At 63.2% G+C, this 24,373-nt stretch carries 26 protein-coding genes; 19 read left to right on the top strand and 7 right to left on the bottom strand.

All coding sequences use genetic code 11. From position 1 onward, the window contains the following. Positions 1-17: 17 nt before the first annotated feature. From LGH70_RS21980 to LGH70_RS22050, 15 genes are all read left to right on the top strand, one after another. Positions 18-1,214: an efflux RND transporter periplasmic adaptor subunit gene (locus LGH70_RS21980; RefSeq protein WP_226190024.1), complete on the top strand. Its 1,197-nt coding sequence runs from the start codon at positions 18-20 to the stop codon at positions 1,212-1,214. A 47-nt stretch (positions 1,215-1,261) separates the two neighbouring features. Further along, on the top strand, positions 1,262-1,591 hold the full coding sequence (locus LGH70_RS21985; RefSeq protein WP_226190026.1) for a YnfA family protein: 330 nt from the start codon (positions 1,262-1,264) through the stop codon (positions 1,589-1,591). Between the two features lie 9 nt (positions 1,592-1,600). Beyond that, positions 1,601-2,218, top strand: coding sequence for a hypothetical protein (locus LGH70_RS21990; RefSeq protein WP_226190027.1), 618 nt, complete (start codon positions 1,601-1,603; stop codon positions 2,216-2,218). 48 nt (positions 2,219-2,266) lie between these two features. Continuing rightward, positions 2,267-4,519 (top strand): heavy metal translocating P-type ATPase, encoded by a 2,253-nt coding sequence (locus LGH70_RS21995; protein ID WP_226190028.1) that lies wholly within the window; start codon positions 2,267-2,269, stop codon positions 4,517-4,519. Next, positions 4,516-5,412, top strand: a complete 897-nt coding sequence (locus LGH70_RS22000; RefSeq protein ID WP_226190029.1) for a cation diffusion facilitator family transporter — start codon at positions 4,516-4,518, stop codon at positions 5,410-5,412. Before LGH70_RS21995 ends, LGH70_RS22000 begins: the two co-directional genes overlap by 4 nt. A 25-nt stretch (positions 5,413-5,437) precedes the next feature. Beyond that, positions 5,438-6,853 carry a dihydrolipoyl dehydrogenase gene (gene lpdA, locus LGH70_RS22005; protein ID WP_226190030.1) on the top strand — a complete coding sequence of 472 codons (1,416 nt, stop codon included), beginning with the start codon at positions 5,438-5,440 and terminating at the stop codon, positions 6,851-6,853. Between the two features lie 62 nt (positions 6,854-6,915). Further along, positions 6,916-7,689, top strand: a complete 774-nt coding sequence (locus LGH70_RS22010) for a ZIP family metal transporter (protein WP_226190031.1) — start codon at positions 6,916-6,918, stop codon at positions 7,687-7,689. A gap of 22 nt (positions 7,690-7,711) precedes the next feature. Then, positions 7,712-7,981 carry a hypothetical protein gene (locus LGH70_RS22015; protein WP_226190032.1) on the top strand — a complete coding sequence of 90 codons (270 nt, stop codon included), beginning with the start codon at positions 7,712-7,714 and terminating at the stop codon, positions 7,979-7,981. Positions 7,982-8,061: 80 nt separating this feature from the next. Continuing rightward, a complete protein-coding gene (locus LGH70_RS22020; protein ID WP_226190033.1) occupies positions 8,062-8,730 on the top strand; it encodes a DUF305 domain-containing protein in 669 nt (222 codons plus the stop codon). Between the two features lie 4 nt (positions 8,731-8,734). Continuing rightward, complete coding sequence (locus LGH70_RS22025) at positions 8,735-9,463, top strand: SDR family NAD(P)-dependent oxidoreductase (protein WP_226190035.1); 729 nt, start codon at positions 8,735-8,737, stop codon at positions 9,461-9,463. 62 nt (positions 9,464-9,525) lie between these two features. After that, on the top strand, positions 9,526-10,725 hold the full coding sequence (locus tag LGH70_RS22030; protein WP_226190037.1) for a family 1 glycosylhydrolase: 1,200 nt from the start codon (positions 9,526-9,528) through the stop codon (positions 10,723-10,725). Between the two features lie 12 nt (positions 10,726-10,737). Beyond that, on the top strand, positions 10,738-11,469 hold the full coding sequence (locus LGH70_RS22035) for a DUF1345 domain-containing protein (RefSeq protein ID WP_226190039.1): 732 nt from the start codon (positions 10,738-10,740) through the stop codon (positions 11,467-11,469). A gap of 60 nt (positions 11,470-11,529) precedes the next feature. Further along, positions 11,530-12,465 carry a bestrophin family protein gene (locus LGH70_RS22040; RefSeq protein ID WP_226190041.1) on the top strand — a complete coding sequence of 312 codons (936 nt, stop codon included), beginning with the start codon at positions 11,530-11,532 and terminating at the stop codon, positions 12,463-12,465. A gap of 169 nt (positions 12,466-12,634) precedes the next feature. Further along, entirely contained in the window at positions 12,635-12,898 is a 264-nt protein-coding gene (locus tag LGH70_RS22045; RefSeq protein WP_226190043.1) for a hypothetical protein, read from the top strand. A gap of 91 nt (positions 12,899-12,989) precedes the next feature. After that, complete coding sequence (locus LGH70_RS22050) at positions 12,990-13,706, top strand: DUF305 domain-containing protein (protein ID WP_226190045.1); 717 nt, start codon at positions 12,990-12,992, stop codon at positions 13,704-13,706. 339 nt (positions 13,707-14,045) lie between these two features. Here LGH70_RS22050 and LGH70_RS22055 read toward each other — a convergent pair whose 3' ends face one another. Next, on the bottom strand, positions 14,046-14,492 hold the full coding sequence (locus LGH70_RS22055; protein WP_226190047.1) for a hypothetical protein: 447 nt from the start codon (positions 14,490-14,492) through the stop codon (positions 14,046-14,048). A gap of 146 nt (positions 14,493-14,638) precedes the next feature. Between LGH70_RS22055 and LGH70_RS22060 the strand changes: the two genes are divergently transcribed. Next, the gene (locus tag LGH70_RS22060) at positions 14,639-15,484 is read left to right on the top strand and encodes a murein L,D-transpeptidase catalytic domain family protein (protein WP_226190050.1); all 846 of its coding nucleotides are present in this window, start codon (positions 14,639-14,641) and stop codon (positions 15,482-15,484) included. 52 nt (positions 15,485-15,536) lie between these two features. Here LGH70_RS22060 and LGH70_RS22065 read toward each other — a convergent pair whose 3' ends face one another. From LGH70_RS22065 to LGH70_RS22090, 6 genes are all read right to left on the bottom strand, one after another. Then, positions 15,537-16,520 (bottom strand): lipid A deacylase LpxR family protein, encoded by a 984-nt coding sequence (locus LGH70_RS22065; RefSeq protein WP_226190051.1) that lies wholly within the window; start codon positions 16,518-16,520, stop codon positions 15,537-15,539. Between the two features lie 747 nt (positions 16,521-17,267). Then, positions 17,268-17,906, bottom strand: coding sequence for a DUF6122 family protein (locus LGH70_RS22070; RefSeq protein ID WP_226190052.1), 639 nt, complete (start codon positions 17,904-17,906; stop codon positions 17,268-17,270). A gap of 286 nt (positions 17,907-18,192) precedes the next feature. Further along, positions 18,193-18,807, bottom strand: coding sequence for a DUF305 domain-containing protein (locus LGH70_RS22075; RefSeq protein ID WP_226190053.1), 615 nt, complete (start codon positions 18,805-18,807; stop codon positions 18,193-18,195). A gap of 99 nt (positions 18,808-18,906) precedes the next feature. Then, positions 18,907-19,530, bottom strand: a complete 624-nt coding sequence (locus LGH70_RS22080; RefSeq protein WP_226190054.1) for a helix-turn-helix domain-containing protein — start codon at positions 19,528-19,530, stop codon at positions 18,907-18,909. A gap of 9 nt (positions 19,531-19,539) precedes the next feature. Continuing rightward, entirely contained in the window at positions 19,540-19,917 is a 378-nt protein-coding gene (locus tag LGH70_RS22085) for a cupredoxin domain-containing protein (protein WP_226190055.1), read from the bottom strand. Between the two features lie 4 nt (positions 19,918-19,921). Then, positions 19,922-22,195, bottom strand: coding sequence for a heavy metal translocating P-type ATPase (locus LGH70_RS22090; RefSeq protein ID WP_226190056.1), 2,274 nt, complete (start codon positions 22,193-22,195; stop codon positions 19,922-19,924). 379 nt (positions 22,196-22,574) lie between these two features. Here LGH70_RS22090 and LGH70_RS22095 point away from each other — a divergent pair, with 379 nt between their 5' ends. The 3 genes from LGH70_RS22095 (at position 22,575) to LGH70_RS22100 (ending at position 24,339) form a co-directional block, all read left to right on the top strand. Continuing rightward, entirely contained in the window at positions 22,575-23,057 is a 483-nt protein-coding gene (locus LGH70_RS22095; RefSeq protein WP_226190059.1) for a hypothetical protein, read from the top strand. Between the two features lie 134 nt (positions 23,058-23,191). Continuing rightward, the gene (locus LGH70_RS23700; protein WP_262898883.1) at positions 23,192-23,323 is read left to right on the top strand and encodes a hypothetical protein; all 132 of its coding nucleotides are present in this window, start codon (positions 23,192-23,194) and stop codon (positions 23,321-23,323) included. A gap of 68 nt (positions 23,324-23,391) precedes the next feature. Further along, entirely contained in the window at positions 23,392-24,339 is a 948-nt protein-coding gene (locus LGH70_RS22100) for a DUF8832 domain-containing protein (protein WP_226190060.1), read from the top strand. The last annotated feature ends 34 nt before the right edge of the window (positions 24,340-24,373 follow it).

Here is a 24,373-nt window from a genome sequence, read left to right on the forward strand (position 1 = left end):
CTCCCTGATTTCAACCCATGAATAAGATTGCATCCCTGGTGCTGCTGCTCAGCCTGACCCTGGCAGGCTGCGGTGCCGATAAGAAAGAAGGCGTAGACGCCGCACCCAACTCCGAAGCTAAAGAAGCCGGTGGCGAAGCTAAAGAAGCGGGCGAAGAGGAAGGCGAAGAAGCCTCCGATGTAGTGGCACTTTCCGCCGCCGAGCAACAGGCCGCCGGCCTGAAAACGGCCCGCCTGGCTGACCGACCCTTGGGGGCGGGCCTGGCCGTGACGGGCACGCTGGACGTGCCGCCGGAAAGCGCCGTCAACATCACGGCCCCACTCGGCGGCTTTGTGGAGAATACCGAGTTGCTACAGGGCGCCCGCGTGCGCAAGGGCGAAGTGCTGGCTACCATCCGCAACCCCGAGTTTGTGACGCTGCAGCAGGACTACCTGGAAACGCGCAGCCGCCTGGAATACGCCCGCACCGAGCTGGCTCGCCAGAAGGAGCTGTACGAGCAGGAAGTAGCGCCGCAAAAAAACTACCAGCGGGCCCAGGCCGACTACCGGGCCCTGCAAGTGCAAACCCAAGCCCAAGCCGCCCGGCTTCGGCTGGCCGGCTTGCCGGTAGGTGGGAAGATAGTGACGACGGCCGTCCTGCGCGCGCCCCGCGCCGGCTTCGTGCGCACCGTCAACGTAACGGTGGGCCAAGCCGTGACGGCCACCGACGCCTTGTTTGAAATCGTGGACCCCGAGCACCTGCACGTGGAGCTGACCGTGTTTGAGCGCGACGTGGCCCGGGTGCAGAAAGGGCAGTTGATTCGCTTCACGCTGGCCAGCGACTCCACCGGCACCCGCCGCGAGCGCACGGCCCGGGTATACCTGGTGGGCAAAGCCATTGGGGAGGACCGCACCGTGCGCGTGCACGGCCACCTGGACCAAGAAAAAGACCCGGCGCTGCTGCCTGGCCTCTACGTGCGGGCAACGATTGAAACGGGCCGCACCCAAGCGACTACCCTGCCCGACGCGGCGCTGGTGCGCTTCGAGGGAAAAAACTACGCCTTTGCCGTAGAAGCCTCTGGGCGCTACCGGATGGTGCCCGTTACGCTGGGCCGCAGCGAAGACGGCTACACCGAAATCAAGCTGCCCGATACGGTGCCGGCCACGACGCTTTTCGTCACCGACGGCGCGTACTCGCTGCTGGCGAAGATGAAAAACGCGGAAGAGGAGGAATAGGCCAATACCGGCTCCTACTTCAACTCTGTTGCCTCACTTACTTGCTGATGTCTTACCTGCAACCACTAACCGTCTTCGTACTGGCCGGCCTCTGCGAAATCGGGGGCGGCTACCTGCTGTGGCAGTGGCTGAAAGCCGACCGCCCCGGCTGGATGGGCCTGCTGGGCGCTCTGCTGCTGGTGGCTTACGGCTGGGTAGCAACCTGGCAGCCCACCTCATTTGGTAAAACCTATGCTGTCTACGGGGGCATTTTCGTCGTGATGTCCATCGCCTGGGCCTGGTACTTCGACGGCTTCCGGCCCGACCGGTTCGATGTGCTGGGCGGGGCTATCACCTTGCTGGGCATTGCCATTACCTTATTCTGGCCCCGTTCCTAAACGCTGCCCATGCTCAACCTGCTCACCGGTGCTCTGCTACTCAGTCTGCTCCACGCCGCGATTCCCAACCACTGGGCGCCGGTGCTGGCCGTGGCGCGTGCCGAGCGTTGGCCGCTGCGGCGGGCAGTAGGTGTGACGATGGTAGCCGGGGCGGCCCACGTGCTGAGCACGGTGCTGCTGGGCCTGGGCCTGGGGCTGCTGGGCTGGCGCCTCTCGGCCCGGTTCTCGCAGTTTTCCGGGGTAGCGGCCCCGGCGCTGCTGGTGGTCATCGGCTTGGTCTACGCTTTTTCCGGGGCCGGCCACTCCCACCCCGACGTGGGAGCAGGACCTGTGCTCGTGCGCCCGCGGGGCCGGGTGGTGCTGGGGCTGGCCGCGACGATGTTTCTGGCGCCCTGTCTGGAAATTCAGACCTTTTTTCTGGCCGCCGGCACGCGCGGCCCGCTGGCCCTGGCGCTTCTGATGACTACCTACCTCGTCGTGTCGATAGGTGCCATGAGCGCGTTGGTAGCGGTTGCCTACACCGGCCTGCGCCGTTTCAACTTGACGAGCCTAGCCCGCTACGAGCGCCGCTTCACCGGCGCCGTGCTCGTACTGGTGGGCGTGGCCGGCTTTTTCGTGGACTGGTAGCCTTGAGCTATCGGCCGCCTTATTTTTTCACCTGACGCTTGTTTTCATATGCCTGACCCAACCTCCCCCAACACCGACGAAGAGCTCAACACCGCCAAGCAGGTAAAGCTCGAAAACGTGGGCGCGCTCAACCGCGACCAGCTTACGCCCGAAGCCGCCGCTGCCCCCGAAGGCCACGACGTGCCGGGTCACGACCACGCCGGCCACGACCACCCCGCCGGCAAAAAGGTGGTGGACCTAGCCGGCAAGGCCGCCGATGACCACGCCGGCCACGACCACGGCAGCGGGGACGACCACGACCACGGTCCCGCCGGAGCCAATCCCTACCTGTGGCCCGGCGTCAGCTTCGCGCTGCTGCTGGCTGGCATCGCGCTTGACTACTACAAGGTGGGCTTTTTTACCGGCTACGTGCGCCTAGCCTGGTATAGCGTTTCCTACCTGCTGGTGGGCTGGAAGGTGATTCGCTCGGCCATTCAGAGCATCCCCTCGGGCAACATCTTCAACGAGTTCCTGCTCATGAGCCTGGCCACCATCGGGGCCTTTGCCATCGGCGAGTACCCGGAAGGAGTAGCCGTGATGCTGTTTTACACCGTGGGCGAGCTGTTCCAGGATGCGGCCGTGAACCGGGCCAAGCGCAGCATCCGGGCCCTGCTAGAGATTCAGGCCACCGAAGTCACGGTCATCCGCAACGGGCAAACGGTGGTCCTCGACCCCAAGCAAGTAGTGGTCGGCGACACGATTGAGGTCAAGCCCGGCGAAAAAGTAGCCCTCGATGGCACGCTGGTCAAAGGACCGGCCAGCTTCAACACCGCCGCCCTCACGGGGGAGTCCGTGCCGCAGACCAAGCAAATGGGCGAGGTGGTGCTGGCTGGCATGGTCAACCTGGAGTCGCTGATTCAGGTGGCCGTGACGGCCGGCTACCAGGACACCAAGCTGGCCAAAATCCTGGCCATGGTGCAGGACGCAGTGGGCCGCAAGGCCAAGACCCAGCAGTTCATCACCAAGTTCGCCAAAGTCTACACGCCCATCGTGGTGGTGCTGGCCGTGCTGCTCATCGTCGTACCCTACTTCGTGGTCGACGACTACGTGTTCCGCACCTGGCTGTACCGGGCGCTGGTGTTCCTGGTGATTTCCTGCCCCTGCGCGCTGGTCATCAGCATCCCGCTGGGTTACTTCGGCGGCATTGGGGCGGCCTCCAAGGCGGGCATCCTCTTCAAGGGCTCCAACTTCCTGGACCTGATGCGGGAGCTTGACACGGTGGTGATGGACAAGACCGGCACGCTCACCCAGGGCGTGTTTGCGGTGCAGCAGGTGCAGCCCGCTCCGGGCCTCGACGCCCCGCAGCTGCTGCGCCTGGTCGGCGCGCTCGAAACCAAGTCCACCCACCCCATTGCCAAGGCCGTGGTGCTACACTCGGGCGCCGCTACGGCGGGCGCCTCGGTAGAGAACGTAGAGGAAATCAGTGGGCACGGCATGCGCGGCCGCGTGGACGGGCGCGACGTGCTAGCCGGCAACACGAAGCTGCTCACCAAGTTCAGCGTAGCCTACCCGCCCGAAGTCGACCAAATCCTGGACAGCATCGTGGTAGCGGCCGTGGATGGCAAATACGCCGGCTACCTGACCGTGGCCGACGCCCCCAAGGAAGATGCCGCCCGCACGGTGCAGGAGTTGCGGGCGGACGGCATCACCAAAATCGTAATGCTGTCGGGTGACAAGGACAGCATTACCCAACGCGTGGCTAAGGAACTGGGCATTGACGAAGCCCACGGCGGGCTGCTGCCCGAAGACAAGGCCCGCTACGTGCAGGAGTATAAGGATGCAGGCCGCAAGCTGGCCTTCGTGGGCGACGGCGTGAACGACGCCCCCGTCGTAGCCCTGGCCGACGTGGGCATTGCCATGGGCGGCCTGGGCTCCGACGCCACCATTGAAACGGCCGACGTGGTCATTCAGACCGACCACCCCAGCAAGATTGCCACCGCCCGCCGCATTGCCCGCGCTACCCACACGGTGGTGTGGCAGAACATCTGGCTGGCCTTCATCGTGAAGGGTGTCGTGCTGGCCCTGGGTGCCGGTGGCTTGGCCACCATGTGGGAAGCCGTATTTGCCGACGTGGGCGTGGCGCTGCTCGCTATTCTCAACGCCGTGCGCATCCAGCGAATGGACTATTCCACACCGGGCACGGGCGGCACACTACCCGCTGTTCCCGCTACCCCGGCAGCCAAAGAAAACCTGTCGGTAGTGGAGCCCATGCCCCGCGAGCTGCGCGAAGGCCCCCACCACCATAACGGCGACCAAGCATGAGCGGGTCCCACGGCATGAGCGGCAGTGCCGCCTCGCGCAACAAGCGCGCCCTGACCATCGTCTTCTTCACGACCCTGGCTTACCTGATAGCCGAAGTTATCGGCGGCTGGTGGACTGGTAGCCTAGCCTTGCTGGCCGACGCGGGCCACATGCTCACCGACGTGGCCGGCGTGGGGCTGGCCCTGCTGGCCATTCGCTTCGGTGAGAAGCCCGCCACCCCGCAACGTACCTTTGGCTACTACCGCTTCGAGATTCTGGCCGCCCTCACCAACGCGGTGGTGCTGATTCTGATTTCCATCTACATCCTCTACGAGGCCTATTTCCGGTTTCTGAACCCGCCCAAGGTGGAGAGCGGCACCATGATGTGGGTGGCCGGCGTGGGCATGTTGGTCAACCTCTACGGGGTATACCTGCTGCGCAAAAGCTCGGGCGAGAGCCTGAACATGAAGGGTGCCTACTTCGAGGTGCTCAGCGACCTGCTTACGTCGGTGGGCGTGCTGATTGCGGGCGCTATCATGATAGCCACTAAGTGGTACTACGCCGACCCACTGCTCTCAGCTGGCATCGGCCTGTTTATTCTGCCCCGCACCTGGGCCCTGCTCAAGGAGTCGGTAAACGTGCTGCTGGAAGGCACTCCTGCCGACGTGAACCTGGAAGCCATGCGGCAAGGGCTACTGCAGGTGCCCGGCGTGGCGGCTGTGCACGACCTGCACGCCTGGGTGCTCACCTCCGGTGTCAATGCCCTGAGTGCCCACGTGGTGCTTACCGACGAGGCTCTGCACGAGGACGTGCTCACCCGCACCCACGACTACCTCACCACCAAGCACCCCATTCAGCACGCCACCATTCAGGTGGAGCGCGGCGATTTCGCCAAGCACGAAACCCACCTCTAATCGACCTGCCACCTCGTTCTTCGCCATGACCACTTACGATGTTATCATTATCGGCTCCGGCCCGGGCGGCTACATTGCCGCCGTGCGCTGCGGGCAGCTGGGCCTGAAAACGGCCATCATTGAAAAGTACCCCACCCTGGGCGGCACCTGCCTCAACGTGGGCTGCATCCCGAGCAAGGCGGTGCTCGAGTCCACCGAGCTTTATCAAAAAGCCACCCACCAATTCGCCGAGCACGGCATCGACGCCGACAACCTACGCGCCGACCTGCCCCGCATGATGGAGCGCAAGGACCAGGTAGTGAAGAAGGTCTGCGACGGGGTGGTGTACCTGATGAAGAAAAACAAGGTGAACGTCATTCATGGCGTGGCCTCGTTCGTGGATGCGACCACCGTGCAGGTGATGCCCACGGCAGGGGGCGGGGGGGAAGCACAGCAACTCACGGCGAAGAACATCATCATCGCCACCGGCTCCAAGCCCAGCACGCTGCCATTCATCACAATCGACAAGGAGCGCGTCATCACCAGCACCGAGGCGCTGGCCCTGCGCGAGCTGCCGAAGCACCTGATTATCGTGGGCGGCGGGGTGATTGGCCTGGAGCTGGGCTCCGTCTACGCCCGCCTGGGCAGTAAGGTGTCGGTGGTCGAGTACACCGACGCCATCATTCCCACCATGGACCGGACCCTGGGCAAGGAGCTGCTGCGCTCGCTGAAAAAGCAGGGCCTGGAGTTTTATTTGTCGCACAAGGTCACGGCCGTGACGCGCGAGGGCGATGCGGTGAAGCTCACGGCCAGCCCGGCAGCCGGCGGCGCCGACCTGCAGCTGGAAGGCGACTACTGCCTGGTCTCAGTAGGCCGCCGCCCTTATACTGACGGCCTGAACCTGGCCGCGGCCGGCGTGGAGCTGGACGAGAAGGGCCGCGTAAAAGTCAACGACGACCTGCAGACGACGGTGCCCGGCATCTGGGCCATCGGCGACGTGGTGCGCGGGGCCATGCTGGCCCACAAAGCCTCCGACGAGGGTGTGTACGTGGCCGAGCTCATTGCCGGCAAGCACCCGGAAGTGAATTACCTGCTCATCCCGGGGGTGGTCTACACCTGGCCGGAGGTGGCCAGCGTGGGCTACACCGAAGAGCAGCTCAAGGAGCAGGGCAAAGGGTACAAAGTGGGCTCTTTCCCGTACTCCGCCTCCGGCCGGGCCGTGGCCGGGTCCGATACCGAAGGGCTGGTGAAGGTGCTCACCGATGCGCAGACCGACGAGATTCTGGGCGTGCACATGATTGGCGCGCGCATTGCCGACATCATCGCCGAGGCCGTGGGCGTCATGCACTTCCGCGGCGCGGCCGAAGACGTGGGCCTGATGTCGCACGCCCACCCCACCTACGCCGAAGCCTTCAAGGAGGCCTGCCTGAACGCGGCCGGCATCGGGGCCCTTAACATGTAGTCGGCATGTTAAGGGCCCTTCTGCTTGCCGTTACGCCGGACGTATCCCCCTCCTGGACCCAGGTGCTTCTATATTCCCTGGTGCCCGCCGCCATCATGGTAGTCGGGGCCGTGGTGGCCGTGCTCCGCCCGCCCGGGGCCGCTGTACGCAGCGCTATCCTGCACTTTGCCGCCGGGGTGGTATTCTCCGTGGTGGCCGTGGAGCTGCTGCCCGACATTGTAGCCCGTCACCGGCCGCTGGAAGTGGGGCTGGGCTTTGCCGTCGGCGTGGGGGTTATGCTGGCCCTGCGCTCCTGGACCCGCAAAGTGGCCGACAAGCAGAAAGCCAATCCCATTCCCTACTTCACGCCGGACGTCATGTGGACCTCGGAAGAAGAGCGCGCCGCCGACCAGCGCCGAGCCCCGCTGCCCATGGGCCTACTCACGGGCGTGGCTATTGACATCCTTATCGATGGCCTGCTGCTGGGCATCGGCTTCGCGGCCGGGGCCGAGGAAGGCCTGCTGCTGGCCATCGCCCTCACCATTGAAGTGCTGTCGCTGGGGCTGGCCACGGCCGTGGAGCTACAGCAGGAAGGGCAGACTAAAATTCGGACAGTGAGTGTCGTGGCCGCCCTGTCGGGGCTACTGGTCGTCGGGGCCGGCGTCGGCATCACCGTACTGCAGGGTGCCTCCGACAACGTCATGGAGCTGGTGCTCTCCTTTGGCCTGGCCGCGCTGCTGTTCCTGGTGACCGAAGAGCTGCTGACCGAAGCCCACGAGGAGCCGGAGTCGCCCTGGCTTACGTCCACTTTTTTCCTGGGCTTTCTAGTGTTTCTCATCCTGGGCATGCTCGTCTAGCCGGCCTTTTTTCCTGCCTACTATGGATTCGCATAAGCTTCTCATCGAACTCACCCTGGTGCCGGCTGGCCGGCACATCGCCTTTTCCAAGGAGATGCTGAAAAAGGTGCACGTGTATCGCCGGGTAGGGACGGAAGGGGACGCCTGGCAGCAGATGGCGACCAACGCGCGCTCGCCCTTTATCGATGCGGAAGCTTTTCCGGCCGGTACCACCCTGGAATATCACGTGCAGCACTTCAACCAGCAAGATGTGTACGAGGGGCACAGCAACATCGTGCGCACGACGCTGTAGCACCCAAGTCCCCGCTTTTTTCACGCTTCCGTCACTTCTTGGCTCGTGCCTTGGTTGTGATAAGCTAATTCGCTCGCTGCATGATACGTCGTTTCGTTGTGAGTGTGCTCATGTTGTTGTTGCTGGGCGCGTGTCGGGAGGCGCCCCCGGATAAGCCGGAGCACACGGCCGACACGCACCAGCGCCAGCCGGACGCGGCTCAGCCAGCGTTGAACTCCGCCCCGGCCGTAGCCGCCCGGGCACAGCAGCGGCTGCGTACGGTAGCCCGCTCGGGCAACATCGACCACGACGTGGCCTCGCTGCTGCTGGAGCACTACCGCGGTGCCCAGCAGTTGGCGGCCGTGGAAATAGCCACGGGGCGGGACCCGGACTTGCGGGCGCTGGCCGATACGCTGCGCCGGGAGTGGCGGCAGGAAAGCCAGACGTTGGGCCGCCTGGCGGGGCGCACCCACTACAATGCCTCCGAAGACTACACTCTCCTCTACCAGGATTTTTCCCGCGGCATGCAGGCCGCCGGTGATTCAGCGACCCGGTACTACCGCCCACCGACGGGGAACCCGGACGCTGACTTTGCCGCTGCCCTCTCCGCCCATCTTCGCACCGGCCTGCTGCTGGTGCAGGTAGGCATCGCCTATGGCAGCGACCCGCCCCTGATTGCCTTGGTTCACCACTTCCACCACGACCAGCTTCGCCACCTGCGGCAGGTGCAAGCCTGGACTTTGGCCCATCCTATCTCCACCAAACGCTGACGCCATGCGCTTTGCCAACAAAATATGCCTCGTGACCGGGGGCGGCTCCGGCATCGGCCGGGCCGCCTGCCTGCAGCTAGCCGCGGAAGGCGGGACCGTTGTGGTCCTGGACCGCGACGAGGCAACGGCCCAGGGCACCGCGGCCCTCATTGCAAAAGGCGGTGGCCAGGCCCGGGCCATCCGGGTCGATTTAGGCCGGGCAGCCGAAATAGAAGCGGCCATGAGCACAGTAATAGCCGACTACGGCCGGGTGGACGTGCTGGTCAACAACGCGGCCATGATGACTTTTAAGTCGATTACCGAGCTATCGGGAGACGAGTGGGACCTGGTCATGGCCGTGAACCTGCGGGCGGTGTTTCTGCTCAGTAAGCTATGCCTGCCCCACATGCGGGGCGGGGCAATCGTCAACATCAGCTCGGTGCACGGCCAGCAAACCACGGCCAACGTGATTCCCTATGCCGCCAGCAAGGGGGCCCTGGAAGCCTTTACCCGGGGCATGAGCCAGGAGTACCCTTCCAGCCACGTGCGCACCAACTGCGTGGCACCCGGCGCCGTGGACACGCCTATGCTCTGGAACAATCCCAACGTGAAAAGCGGCAAGGAAAAAATTGAAGGGGAGGTGGGCCACCCCGAAGACATTGCCGGCGCCATCTGCTACCTGGCCTCGGCCGAGGCTCACTACATCAACGGCACCACCCTGGTGGTGGACGGCGGCCGGCTCAGCATTCTGTAACCGTCCCTGACCGCCCCTTACTTCGCACCCTTCCTTTTCCAGTTAACCGTAATCCTAAACCCATGAGCGCCTTCATGTTTGCCACCGGCATTGAGAACAGCTACCCCACCATCAAACTACCCGACGGCACGATGCAGCGGGTGGATGAGCTGGAAAAAACCGGTCATTACGAGCGCTGGCGCGAGGATTTTGCCCTGGTTAAGGAAATGGGCATTGAGTTTCTGCGCTATGGCCCGCAGTACTACCGCGTGCACCTGGGGCCCGACCAGTACGACTGGGCCTTCACCGACGAGACGTTTGCCCATCTGAAAGAGTTGGGCATCACGCCTTTGGTCGACCTGCTGCACTTTGGCCTGCCCGACTGGCTAGGCAACTTCCAGAACCCGGCCTTCCCGGAGCACTTTGCCGCCTACGCCGGAGCCTTTGCCACCCGGTTCCCGGACCTGCAGTTCTACACGCCCATCAATGAAATCTTCGTCACCACCATGTTTTCGGCCCAGTACGGCTGGTGGAACGAGTGCCTGGCCAGCGACCAGGCCTTCGTGACGGCGCTCAAGCACGTGTGTCGGGCCAACGTGCTGGCTATGCAGGCCATCCTGGCCGTGCAGCCCGGGGCTACCTTCATCCAGAGCGAGTCAGCCGAGTACTTCCACCCCGAAACGCCGGCCGCCCGGCCCCTGGCCAACTTCCTTAATCAGAAACGCTTCCTGAGCCTGGACTTAACCTATGGCTACCCGGTGAGCGTGGTGATGCACGAGTTCCTGCTAAAAAACGGCATGACGGATGCCGAATACCACTGGTTTGACGAGCAGAACATTAAGGCCAAGTGCATCATGGGCACGGACTATTACCGCACCAACGAGCGCATGGTGCGCGCAGACGGCCATACCTACCCCGCTGGGGACGTGTTCGGCTACTACGTAATTGCCAAGCAGTACTACGACCGCTACCGCATGCCGCTGATGCACACCGAGACCAACCTTTGGGAGCCTGACGCCGTGAACTGGCTCTGGCGGCAGTGGGCCAACGCCTACCGCCTCAAACAGGACGGCATCCCGCTAGTGGGCTTCACGTGGTACTCGCTGCTCGACCAGGTGGACTGGGACACCGCCCTGCGCGAGAACAACGGCCGCGTGAACCCGCTGGGCCTCTATGACCTTGACCGCAAGCAGCGGCCTGTGGGCCGGGCCTACCAGCGCCTGATTGCTCAGTGGAAAGACGTTTTGGTGGACGAGAGCTACGGCGTGCACATCAACTACTAACCCTTTCTTTCATTGACCGGCACGTTGGCCGGCGGATTCTTCGTCATGCCGTTTGCCCGGTTATTTGCCCACCGTCACCTGCAGCACCATCTGCTCAACCTTACGGCTCCCCAACGCCTGCTGCTCGCGGCGGGGGCCGCGGGGTTGTGTTGGGCCCTGCTGCCTGGAACGCTGCTGCCGGCTACCCGGCTGGTGGCGGCCTGGAATTTGTTTTGTTTGGCGACGTTGGCCCTGCTGTGGGCCGGCACCCACCGGGCCGATGCCGCTCACATCCGGCGCATGGCCACCCGCCAGGACCCGGGCCGGACTTGGACCTTCGTAGCGGTGCTGGTCGGCAGTGCTGCCTCCCTGCTGGCCGTGGTCTTCCTGCTGACGAACTTACCCACCATGCAAGGGCGCGAAGTGGCCGTGCACGTGGCCCTTTCGGCCGGGGCGGTCGTAGGGGCCTGGCTGCTGGTGCATTCGGTGTTCGCCCTGCGTTACGCGCACATCTACTTCAGCGAGAACCAAGCCACGGACCCGCCCGACACCCTGGGCGGGCTGGAGTTTGCGGGGGCGCCCCCGGCCTCCTACTGGGACTTTGCCTACTTCGCTTTCGTGGTGGGCATGACGGCGCAGACCGCCGACGTGACCGTTTCCTCTACGCGGATGCGCCGCCTGGTCATGCTGCACGGGCTGCTGGCTTTCGCCTTCAATACCAGCATCGTAGCCCTGACCATCAACCTGCTGGCGGGCATCCTATAGTTGGGCTCGCTGCCGGCGCCATGCCCCAGCCACTGCCTTATTCATTCAATTTCTGCTTGCATGTACGTTCAAAAACACATTCACTGGCGTGTTATCTGGGACTACTCTTGGAAGGACCTGCTGATTTTCTTTGTCTATGATTTAGGTTTGGCCGTTCTGCATGGGCCCCTCAAGATGACCTGGCTGGACGTCCCCTGGCAGCTGGTGAGTATTTTGGGCGTGGCCGTCTCGTTCTACGTGGGCTTTAAAAACAGCAGTTCCTACAACCGCTTCAACGAGGCCCGGCAGCTGTGGGGCGGCATCGTCAACCGCAGCCGCAGCTGGGCCATGCTGGTGCTGGCCAACACGCAGCCCTCGCGCAGTACGCTCACGCAGGAGCAGGTAAACACCCAGCGCCAGCTGGTAAGACGGCAGATAGCCTGGGTGAACGCCCTGCGCCTGCACCTGCGCCGCCAGCCCCAGCGCTGGGACGAGGACGTAGCGCCCTTCCTGGACCCGACCGAATCCGACTACCTGCGTGCTACCGCCAACCCACCGGCCCAGCTGCTGCTGCTCCAAACCCAGGCCCTGCGCGCCGCTGAGGGGCTGTTCGACCCGCTGCAGCACCGCACGTTGGTGGAAGACCTCCGGGAGCTCACCAACCTGCAGGGCGGCTGCGAGCGAATAAAGAACACGCCCTTCCCGCGCCAGTATGCCTTTTCCAGCATCGTCTTCGTCTGGCTGTTTGTCGCCCTGTTACCGCTGGGCGTGCAGGGCGAGTTCGAGAAGCTCGGCCACGGCCATTATTGGCTCACGGTACCCTTCTCCATGCTCGTGTCCTGGGTGTTCGTCACCATCGAGCTCGTGGGCCACATCAGCGAAAACCCGTTTGAAAATAAGATGAACGACGTGCCCATGACGGCGCTGTGCCGCACCATCGAAATCGACCTGCGCCAGATGCTGGGCGACACGAACCTGCCGGCGCCCCTGCAGCCCCATAACGGGGTACTATACTAAGTCTGGGGCGCCGGCGGGGGTAAAAACGAGTTGGCCTAACGGTTGACCTCAACCCTTTTTTAAAGCCGAGCCATTCTCTCCCCTTGGGTGCATATTCACGCCTAACTCAACGCTACTTCCGCAACCGCGTAAGCGCATTTGCATATTCCTCCACTTAGTCCTTACCCCCATGGCTGACCATCCCGAAGAACACCAGAAAATCATTGCCGCCCATGAAAAGGCCGCCCATTACTTTGAGCACGCCCTGCAAAATCACCGCGCCGCCGCTGAGCACCTCAAAAAAGGCGACCACGAAAAAGCCGCCCACCACGGCTACACCGCCTACGGATTTGCCTCCCACGCGCAGAAGCACGCCGAAGAGGCTGCCTTGCATCACTCGCACGAGCACGGCCACAACGAGCCGCTGCACGCCCACGAGCAGGGTGGGCAGTAGAAAATAGCCTACTACAGGAGCCCGCCTCGTTCAAGAGGTGGGCTTTTTTAGGTTATGGCTGCTTCTACCAAAGTTTCAACCAGTATCGTTTATGATGCGCCTACGTTCCATACTGCCTGCTTTCCTTCTGCTGTTGACCTCGCTGGCGTTAAGCGAATGTGAGCAAAAGCCGACGCCGAAAACGACTAAGCCGGCTGCGCTTCCTGCTCCACAACATGGGGATGCCCGCGAACTGGTGACTCACTCCGACCCGCCCGGAGAGCCCGTGACGGCCCGCAGTATCGTAGTGGCCCTGCGAGAAGAGATGCTCAACAATAGCGCGGTCGAGAACCCCGACCACATTTTCACACACTTGCTGCAAGTGTATCACCACAGCGGCTTAGATCTGGCCCAGGCCCAGCTGCGCCAAGGCAAAGATGCGGGGCTACGCCTGGCAGCTGACACCTTGCGGCACCGCAGTCAGCGTAACCTCAAGCAGCTTGAAGCGCTGGATTTAAGCCAGCATAGACCAGGAGCGGACTTCCGCGCAACTTCGGCCTCCCAGACACGGGCGCTGCAAAAAGCCATACAACGAGTACGGCGCACGCTGGCAACGTCCGTAGAAGCAGGTACTGCAGATGAGGAATTTGCAGCCTTTACCTCCTTGTTCTACAAAAGTGGTTCGCTACTGGCCCAAGCCGAGTTGCAGTACGGTCGGGAAGCCAGGCAAAAAACCCTGGCCAGACAATGGTTGGCAGCTCAGAAACGCGAACAGCAGGCACTTGATACTTGGCAAAAAGCAACTAGGGCCACGCCCAAGCAGCCTTGACAGGGCAGTACATTTTTCCCACTTACCAGCACTTGGGGAAGTATTTTCCCATTCTGATGCACGGAAGATGAAACGCTAGCCCAGTATTTCATGTTCAGCCCGCATGTGTGAACACCATAAGCCCGCTCACAAACTGCAACGCATGGGCATCTACCTAGTGGTAGGCGTGCTAGTTCTTTTAGGTCAGTTGTACAGTCAATAGGTTGGCATCAACCCAGGCCAGCGACGTATCTTTTGATACCCCTCCCGTGACCGTATGCCCAACTGTTCTTTGTTGCGGGTGCTGGTCAAGGGCCTGAACGCCGTGGTCATGCTGCGCAGTAAATGCCCTGACGGAGGCTAGCTCCGCGTCAAGACGATGAATTTCTGGCCTGGCAGCAGTCCCATAAATCGGGCCGTTACTGCTGGCCGCAAGGCGTCGCCCCGGCTCATGTCCAGTTTTGGCCACAGGCCGAACCAGCTGTTTTTCCAGACGGCCCCGGCTGGGGGCATCAACGGCAGCGCTTGAGCATGCGCCTTTATCTGGTCATAGGCTGGGGGCGTGAGCCGGGCTGTGATTTGGTAGAGGCTGAACGAAGGCTTCTCGAACGTGGCGGTCAACGTGAAATAGGGTCCCTTGCATATAAAGTAGGTGCGGCCCAGCCGTTCCGGCTCCCGGCGCGTTCCTTGCACGAAAGGCTTGAGGCGACTGGCCACCAGCACCTCCGGCATGTCCGTGGTTAGCAATAGCTCCACGAGCAAGTCAAAAAGCTGAACGGGTGTTTTGTCCGGACTGGGCGTTGGCATAAGGCGGGGCAGTAAGGCACAGGAGGCCGCAAGCTACGCACTTGCCTGGATTGCGAAACCCAAGGCCGTTCGCACCGTGACAAAGCCTATAAGATTGGTGCGCTTTTTGGATACTGGCTGTCCTGCCTGCTTTCATTTCCACTCGTATGAAAATCAATCTCAATTGCCGGCAGCAATGGTTTAGCTGGATCGGGCTGACCCTGCCGGCTTTAACCGTACTGCTGCTGACTACGTCTTGCTCGGCCCCCATCACTCCTTCGGTGGTGGGAGCCGGCCAGGCGCCGGCTCCGCTGCGGGTGAGTGCGCCCGTTGCTGCTCCCGTGGCAGCTACGGGCGCATCCCCGGGTCATGTGGCGGCATACGACACGCTCGTTCGCCGGCGCTACGCGGCCCTGGGCGCGCAGCAGCAGGGCCTGCGGTTTTCCGTGTTCGAGCAGGCCCTCACCGGCTACCTGAACCTGCGCCGGCAGGGTCAGGCGCCGGCCGCACCGCAGCGCCTGGCCGTGATTGACTTCGATTTGCCTTCTACCGAAAAGCGGCTATGGGTGCTGGATTTGGCGGCCAACAAGGTGCTGTTTCGCACGCTCGTGGCCCACGGCAACCAAACCGGGCAGCGCGAAGCCACGCGGTTTTCCAACACCCCGGACAGCCACATGAGCAGCCTGGGCTTTTACGTCACGGGCAGCACCTACGTGGGCAAGCACGGCCGCTCGCTGCGCCTCCTGGGCTTGGACGAGGGGTTCAACTCGAACGCCGCCGCCCGCGCCATCGTGGTGCACGGGGCCAGCTACGTCAGCGAGGCCGTCATCAAGCAAACCGGGCGGCTGGGCCGCAGCCAGGGATGCCCGGCCCTGCCCCTGGACCAGTACCTGTCCATCATCGACAGCCTGCAAGGGGGCGCGGCCCTGTTCATCAACAAGTCGGATGCCGGCTATTCCTCCCCCTACCTGGATGAGCAGGCGGCCAGCGCGGCACTGGGCGGGCTGTCGTAAAGCAGCAGTACTTATCAAGCTGCGCCGGCCAAGGCCGCGGTAGGAGTGTCTTTTAAAAGGCAACCCGGATGCTGATGGTGTTCCAGCGGTGGGTGCGGGCGCCCGTGAACTCGGGCGAAACCCAGGTCAGGGCCGTTTCCACGCGGACGCCCGCGTAGCCCAGCCCCAGGGTGCCGGTGCCCTGCGCCACGGCCCGGCGCACGGCCGAGGCGGGCAGCACGTAGGGGTTGCGGCGATTAAAGAGCCCGCCCTGCAGCGTGGCGTTGTAGCCCACCAGCCGGCCCTCGGCCTGCGCCTGCGCGTAGGCCTGCACCCGTCCGCGCCCGCCCCGGGCTGCCCGGCCGGCGACGCCCAGCCCCTCAAAAGTAGGCTGGCGCCAGCCCACCCGCAGCGTGGTGCCCGCGGCCGCGTAGGTGTGCAGGGTGCCCAGCGAGGCACTGGCCGCGCCGTTAAGCTCGGCCACCCGCCCCAGGGCCAGCAGCTGCTTTTCGAGCCGGGCCTCGTAGCCCAGCACCACGTCGGTTTGCACCTGGTAGTCCCAGCCGCGCGGCGTGGGGGCGCCCAGCAGCTCGTGAAACTTGGTTTGGAAGCCTTTGGCGCCCGCCCCCGGCCCCAGCAGGCCCACGTTCAGGGCCGTGGTCAGCCGCAGGCGCCGGCCGGGGTGGGTGGCCACGCGCAGCAGGTCGGCGTAAATGTAGGAGGCGTAGGGCCGGTCGCCGACCCGGATAAACGGGTCTTGGATGCGCAAGGGCGTAAAGCCGTCGTAGTGCAGACGAATGCCGTGGTGCAGGGTGCTGCCGGCCGGCACTGGCCCCAGAATCCGGTTCACGGGAGAGTATTGCAGGGCCGGGCTTACCAGCAGCAGCGTCATGCCCTGGGTGTAGTAGTAATCCGTGCGCAGAAACGCGTCGTTGGCAAACGAGTATTCGAGCAGCCGGTCCGCGCTGACCCGGGTGCTGTCCCTGAGTAGCTGGGCCTGGGCACGCATTGACCCGAGCCCCAGCACGAATACTACCCCGCAAATACAACGCATCATGATGAAGATATTAGAACGGCAACGATACCTACGCCGCAGCCCCTGGCTTTGGGTTGCGGGCGCACGTCGATGTCGAGGAAGCCCTGCCCGCCACGGGGCGGGCCCGGTCCGCGGAAAGACTAGGCAGTTCCCGCGCTGGCTCCTTACATGTGCGGTTATTTTGGTTACGAAACCCGTACTTTCAGCAACCATGCAAACCCTGATGCTGCCTTCCTCGCTGCGGCCGTATTTTCACCAGGAGCCGCAGGCAGGCCTAAAAGCCTGCACCCGGCAGGTTTAACGTTGACAGACGCGGCGCCTTCGTGCAACACCTTTACATTGTAGCTCATCCTAAGTGTGGCTTAAATGCGGTCCAGTTAGTTCTGGTTTCGGCAAACCGGTGAACTCACCATTCCATCTAGTCGCGCTGCCTTTGCCATTGAATGTTATAGCAACCAATTCAAGAAAATTAAGTGCTTCGGAAGCTTGCGGAAGCACTTATCAATGCCCATTTTTGACAAGTGGACGAGCCCCCAGCTATTGTAGAATTTCTGGCCGAGGGCGCGCTGCACGCCAGTACCATGTCACTCCCCAGCAGGCAGTGCTGCGTTCTGACATGCTTGTGTTGCGCCTCGGCTTGGGTTTACACCCGCTAGCGGTGCTTGTGGGCCCACGAATGGACCCTACGGTGCTAAGCGACTTCCGCCGTTAAGCAAAAAGAGGATGTCAGTTGAGGTTGTTTTCGATTCAACATCTTCTCGTCCCAGTTCACTCAGCCACCTTACGGCCCAGTAGCTTCTTCACCCGGTTGCGCAAAGCGTAAATACGGGAGCTGAGGTAGCACTCGTGGCAGTGGCTGAAGTTCCACAGGCAATCCACCGTATCGGTGAACAGGTGGAAAAGCAGGCCCACGGCGACCGGCTGCAGGGCCGGCAGCAGGAGCAGCAGCGCATACACCGGGACGGCATAGAAAGAGTGCAGCGGATGATACCCCACGCTGCAGCGCAGCGGGTCAAAGATGGGTTTGGCCAGCAGGTGGTCCAGGTCCATGAGCATGGTGGCCAGCATCAGCAGGTAGGCGGCCTGCCACAGCGCGGGGAAAAATACCAGCGCCAGCACGGCCGGGAAAAGAAAGTGCAGGCTGTAATGCACCAGCGTCTGGGCGCTGAACAGCTTGGTGGGGAATTGCCGGCGCAGCCCGCGCGGGGGCATCGGCTGGGTGGCGCGGCGTGCGGTGTCCCCGGCCGGGGCGTGGGCGAACCGCCGGCTTGGTTGGCCCACCGGCTCCTTGCTCGCTCTGGGCGCCTGGTCCGACGGGGCCGCGACCGGAGGACGCCCTTCCGGTGCTACCCGCCGCGGCGGGGCGGGGGGACGCGCCGGGGTCGTGACGACCGTCGCCGTGTCCACGCGCTGGGCCGGTAGCGGGTGGCGGTACCCGGGGGCCGCGGCAAACCGAGGGGCTACAGCGGATGAGCGGCACCCGGTTAGCACCAAGCTGGCCGCGAGGCACAGGGATAGTAGAAGGTGAAAGACAACCGGTGGGAGCATAAGGGATGTTGTTGCCACGGGGCCGACCACCGAGCGCATTTCCTGGGCATGGACCGCCGGGTGATACGCTCGGCCATCCATCCTCACCTAAAAGCAAAAAGGCAGCCCCGCAAGAGCTGCCCTTTTTTCGTCGCTAAGCCGAGGCCTAGCGGTTCCGGGTCAGCCAGTTTTGCAGGGTGGCAATCTCCTGGCGCTGGTCGGTGATGATGGCCTGGGCCAACTGGCGCATCGTGGCGTTGCGGCCGTGCTGGAGCAGCGCCTCCGAGTTGTCGATGGCCGCCTGGTGGTGGTCTATCATCATCTCGGCGTAGTCCACGTCCGTGCGCATGGTCATGGTGCGCGCGTCGGTGGCGGCCATCATGCGGTCCATGTTGGTTTTCTGAATTTGGTTGAACTGCGGCACCAGCGGCTGCATGGGCTGGTGGCTGCTCAGGAACGCGTTGAACTGCGTGATTTCGGCGCGTTGCTTGGTGATGACGTCCTGGGCGATGGTTTTCATCTCCTGGTTGCTGCCCGCGCGGAGCTCTTCCTCGCTCATCTTGATGGCCGCGTCGTGGTGCAGCACCATCTGGGCGGCAAAGTCGTGGTCGGGGTCCTGGGTCTTGGCCTGCGCGTCCATCTGCGTCATCATGTCCATCATGATTTTCATCAGCGGACTGTCGTGCTTCATGTCGTCCATGTCGTGGTCCATTTTGCAGGCCGAAAACAGGGAAACCAGCACAAGCAGGGAGTAAATGGGCAAACGGAATAAGCGGTTCATGCGCACGGTCGGTGGGGTCTGATGGTGAGCATTATAAACGCCCGGCCTACCCGTCCGGTTTTTACACCGCTGGCCTTTTTCCTTGCATAATTTCGCAGGCTACAGCAGCGCGTCCAGGCTGCGCCGGGCGTGGCTGGCAGGTCCGAGCCGCTGAAACTCAGTAGGGGTAAGCCCCGTCACCTGCCCGAACTGCCGTGAGAGATGGGCCGGGGAGCTGTAGCCCAACTGCCCGGCCACCTGGGCAATGCTCAGCTCTCCGTAGCCGATGAGCTCCTTGGCCCGCTCCACCTTCTGGCGGATGATAAACTTCTCAATGGTCAGGCCTTCCTCGGACGAAAACAGGTGCGACAGGTAGTGGTAGTCCCGCCCCAGGTGCTGGACCAGGTAATCCGAGTAGGTGAGCAGGCGCGGCCCCGGCTCGGGGTAATGAATGAGCGTCACCAGCAGGGTCTTAATCTGCTCCACCAGCTGGGCCCGCGGGTCTTCGAGCAAGGCAAAGCCCGCGGCCAGCAGGGTAGTGCGCACGGGCTCCAGGTCCGGCTCCCGGCCGTCGGCGGTGCTCACGTCGGCCTCGCCCAGCACCACGCGGTGCACCTGCAGGCCCAGGGCCGTCAGGTCTTCTCTCACCACCCGGATGCACTGGGGGCAGACCATGTTCTTAATCAGCAGCCGATGGGTGCCGGGGGCTGGCAGGGAGAAGCCGGAGCGGAGTTGGGAGTTCATGAGCGGCATCTATTTTACGACCAGGCTACCGCGCAGCATGCCCATGCCGCAGGTGAACGTAAAGGTACCGGCCTGCTGGGGCAGCAGCTCCACAAAAGTCGTCTTGAAAGCCGGCAGGTCGCGGCGAATGCTGAAGTCGGGCATGAGCAGTTCTTCGGAGCAGGAGTTTTCCTCATCCCGGTAGAAGCTCAGTTGCACGGGCTTGCCGCGCTCGACTTCAATCACGTCCGGGGAGTAGCCACCCTTGACGGTGATGTCCACTTCCTGCACCCCGCTGGAGGTGGAAACGGCGCTGGCCGTCTGGCGGGCGGAAAAGAAGAAGTACCAGATGACGAAGGCTGACAGGGCCAGGCCCGTCAGCGTCACGATGATTTCGGCGGTATCCATAACCTTAGTTTTTAGCGGGGGAGAAGCTGCGCAGACGCAGCGAGTTGGTGAGCACCGACACCGAGCTCAGGGCCATGGCCCCGGCTGCCAGCATGGGCGAGAGCAGCAGCCCGAAGAAGGGGTAGAGCAGCCCAGCGGCGATGGGGATGCCCAGGGTGTTGTAGATGAAGGCGAAAAACAGGTTTTGCTTGATGGTGCGGATGGTCTGGCGCGAGAGCTCGATGGCCGTGACCACGCCCTGTAAATCCGAGCGCATAAGGGTGATGCCGGCCGCTTCCATGGCCACGTCGGTGCCGCCGCCCATGGCCAGGCCGATGTCGGCTTGGGCCAGGGCCGGCGCGTCGTTGATGCCGTCGCCCACCATGGCCACGATGCGGCCCTCGGCCTGCAGTTCCTTGACTTTACCGGCCTTGCCACTGGGCAGCACCTCGGCGAAGTAGCGCTTGATGCCCACCTGCGCGGCTACCTGGGCCGCCGTCTGGGGGTTGTCGCCCGTCATCATCACCACCTCGATGCCCATGGCCTGCAGGCGCTTGATGGCGGCGGCCGACGTGTCGCGCACGGTGTCGGCCACACCGATGAGGCCCACGGCCTGCTGGTTCACGGCGACGTAGAGCACGGTCTTGGCTTGGCCCAGCAGCTTGTCGGCCTGCCGGCGCACGGCGGGGGAGAGCGAAATACCGGCCTCATTGAGCAGGCGAAAGTTGCCGATGAGCACGGCCTGCCCGTTGACGGACGCCTGCGCGCCTTTGCCCTCAATGGCCTGGAAACCCGTGGCCGGAATGGCCGGAGCCTGCTGGGCGTCGGCGTAGCGCACGACGGCCTCGGCCAGTGGGTGCTCGCTCTGCCGCTCCACGGCGGCCACTACCTGTAGCAACTGGGCAGCGTCCTGTCCTTCGGCGGGCACGAAGTCGGTGACGGCCGGCTCGCCGCGGGTGATGGTGCCGGTTTTGTCGAGCAGCACGGTGTTGACCTGGTGGGCTTTTTCCAGGGCTTCAGCGTTACGAATCAGCACGCCGTGCTCGGCGCCCTTGCCGGTGCTGACCATGATGGCTGTGGGCGTGGCCAGGCCCAGCGCGCAGGGGCAGGCGATGATGAGCACGGCCACGAAGTTGACCAGGGCCAGCGGCAAGCGCGCTTCCACCGGAGCCAGGTCAAACCAGAGCACGAAGGTGAGGATGGCAATGACCACTACCGTGGGCACGAAGATGGCACTAACCTTATCGGCCAGCCGCTGGATAGGCGCGCGGCTGCCCTGGGCGTCTTCCACCAGCTTCACAATCTGGGCGAGCATGGTGTCGGCGCCCACTTTCGTTACCCGAAAGCGGAAGGAGCCGGTCTTGTTCAGGGTGGCGCCGAAAACGGGGTCGCCGGTCTTTTTTTCCACGGGCAGGCTCTCGCCCGTGAGCATGGCCTCGTCCACGGCCGAGTGGCCTTCTTCAATAACGCCGTCGGTGGCCACCTTCTCGCCGGGCCGCACCACGACGAGGTCGTTCAACTGCACCTGTTCAATCGGCACATCCACTTCCTGCCCATCGGGGCGTACCACGCGGGCGGTTTTGGCCTGCAGGCCCATCAGGGCCTTGATGGCCGCCGAGGTCTGGGTTTTGGCCCGCAGCTCCAGCACCTTGCCCAGCAGAATCAGGGCAATGATGGTGGCCGTCGTGTCGTAGTACACCTCGGGCATAATGCCCCGGCGCATAAACCAGCCCGGCACCACGGTGGCCGCGAGGCTATACAGAAACGCGGCGCCGGTACCCACGGCAATCAAAGTATCCATGTTGGCGGCCCGGTGCTTGAAGCCATTCCAAGCCGAGGTGAAGAACTCCCGGCCACTGTACAGCAGCACGGGTAGCGTCAGCACCAGCAGCCCGTAGTTCAGCCCCTGCATGTTCACCCGGGCCATCATCGCCGGCCAGAGCATCAGCATGCTCAGCGGCATTATAATAATGGCCAGCACCGTGGCGACCCAGAAGCGGCGCTTGAGCTTGACGTAAGCCAGGGCTTTCTGCTGGTCAATTTCCGCCTGCCGGTCGGCGGCGCTGGTATCGGGCGCGCGCTCGGTCACGCCGTAGCCGGCGTTGACAACTGCCTCTTTTAGGGTGGCAGGAGTGGCCTGGGCGGGCAGGTATTCAATCGTCGCTTTTTCGGTAGCGAAGTTGACCACGGCCCGCTGCACCCCGGGCGTGCGGGTCAGAGACTTCTCAACGAAGGACGCGCACGAGGCGCAGGTCATGCCTTCAATGTCGAGGGTTTCGGTCTTGGTGGTTGGTTCCATAGAAATAAGCAGCTATGATGCTGCATTGGGCCGGGAAACACAATGTTCCCCGGGCTAGAAAGCACCTTACAAAGGAACGGCGCTCCCGTGGCGGGGTTAGTACGGAATCTCATCCGAAACTTGCATAATTTGCACGTAGCGGGCCGGTAATGGATTTACATAATCCGGCCGCAGGCTTGCATAATTTTGCGGTCAGCAACCAGGGGCTTTTCGCTTAACCGCCGCTTAAAACGCCCCGGGGGCCCTTTGCGGTCCTTTTTTTCAGATTGAGCGGCCACCCGCGGGGACAGGCCGGAAACTCTTTATTTAGAAATGGGGTAAATAGGCGGTACCGCCTTTTCGTGGAGAAGTCTACTTTTGCGGTTGCTTAACGCCTCTCATGTTCCGTAGCCTGTTCCCTTTCCGCCGTTTGCTGGCGACGAGCTTCCTGCTCGTCTTCGTCAACGTGTTCGTGGGCCAGTGCTACTGCGCCACGCTTAACCCAGTGCAAGCGGCCCCGGTGGCCAAGGTCACCCCGCCGCAGAAGCCTTCACACCCTGGCTGCCACGGTCACGACAATGCCACGGCAAAGCAGCAACCCACCAAGACCAAGCAGGACAATGCCCAGCACAACTCCAAGCCCGCGGGCAAGGATGACTGCTGCCAGGACAACTCGGCTGCTATCCTTAAGTCGCTCACCACGCCGGCTGAAAAGCAGCTGATGACGTCTGCGCCGGCTTTGCTGCCGGCCAGCAGCGACTTCTTTTTCCGGCCCGCTGCCGGACAGTGGGACCGCACCCACTCGGTCGTTCTGGTGCTCCGCGAGCACCTGCCCCCCAAAATACCCGACATCCGCATCTTTATTCAGTCCCTGACGGTCTGATTGATTTGACGCGCCCAAGGCTCGCCCTGGCATAGCTCTGCTATGTCCGGGGCGGGCCTTTGCATTGTCGTGTCCGCCCGGCGCTTAGCTGCCCCCTCCCTCCTTCATCTTCCTGGTTTTACCCTCGCCTGACAATGAAAAGTTGTTGCGAAGAAGCCGGCGCACCCGCCCCCCAAGGCCCGGTTCGCCGCCTGCTGTCCTACCTGCTCTACGCCGCGGTAGCTGCCGGGCTGGGCTTCGTGCTCTGGCAGCAGTGGCAGGCCTAGCCGCCCGGCAGCAGCGCCCCGGACTACTGGATATAGTCTCCCCATCTGTTCAACCCCATTCCCCTTTTATGCACCGCATACCGCTTTCCCTGCTGGCCCTGGCTGGCCTGCTCACCGCCAGCAGCTGCTCGTCCGAAACCGAGTCCAGCAAAACCACCGACACCGTGACCACGCCCACCAACGGCCCGGCCGAAGGCACCGCCGAGCATGGCGGGGGCCACACCTACGCCTGCCCCATGCACCCCGAGGTGACCAGCACCAAAGAGGGCGACAAGTGCCCCAAGTGCGGCATGAACCTGGAGCACAACGACAAGGTGGCCAACGGCAAAACCTACGAAATGAAGCTGGTGCCCACGCCCACGCAGGTGACGGCCGGGCAGCCCACCACGCTGGCTTTCACGCCCGTGGAAACGGGCAAAGGCTCGGCTCCCGTGCCCCTGGATGTGGTCCATGAGAAGAAGATTCACCTCATCATCGTCAGCAAGGACCTGGGCCAGTTCTACCACGAGCACCCCGAGTACACGGCTGAGGGCGACTACAAAGTGAAGTACACCTTCCCCAAGGGCGGCGACTACGTGCTGTTTCAGGACTATACGCCCACGGGCTCAGGCCACCAGCTCGGCCGCCAGCCCTTCACGGTGAAGGGCACGGCGTATGCGCCGGTCAAGTTCAAGAACGACGATATGCAGTGGGAGAAGGACGGCTACCAGGCCACCCTTGCCTTCGACAAAGACCTGAAAGTGGGCCAGCTGCTGGGCATGAAAATCAACATCAGCAAGGACGGCCAGCCAGTAACTGACCTCGCCAACTACCTCGGCGCGCTGGGCCACGTGGTGGTCATCAGCGAGGACACCGAGCAGTACCTGCACGTGCACCCCAACGACCAGGCCGACAAGGGCCCCAACATCGGCTTCAACACCAACTTCGAAAAGCCCGGCCTCTACCGCGTGTTCCTGCAGTTTAACCACGCCGGTAAGATTCACACCGGTGACTTCACCATCAACGTGAAGGCCTAGCGTGTGGGCTGGGCCCCTTCCAGCTTGCCTCTCT

The sequence above is a fragment of the Hymenobacter nitidus genome, from assembly GCF_020447315.1.
Lineage (GTDB): Bacteria > Bacteroidota > Bacteroidia > Cytophagales > Hymenobacteraceae > Hymenobacter > Hymenobacter nitidus.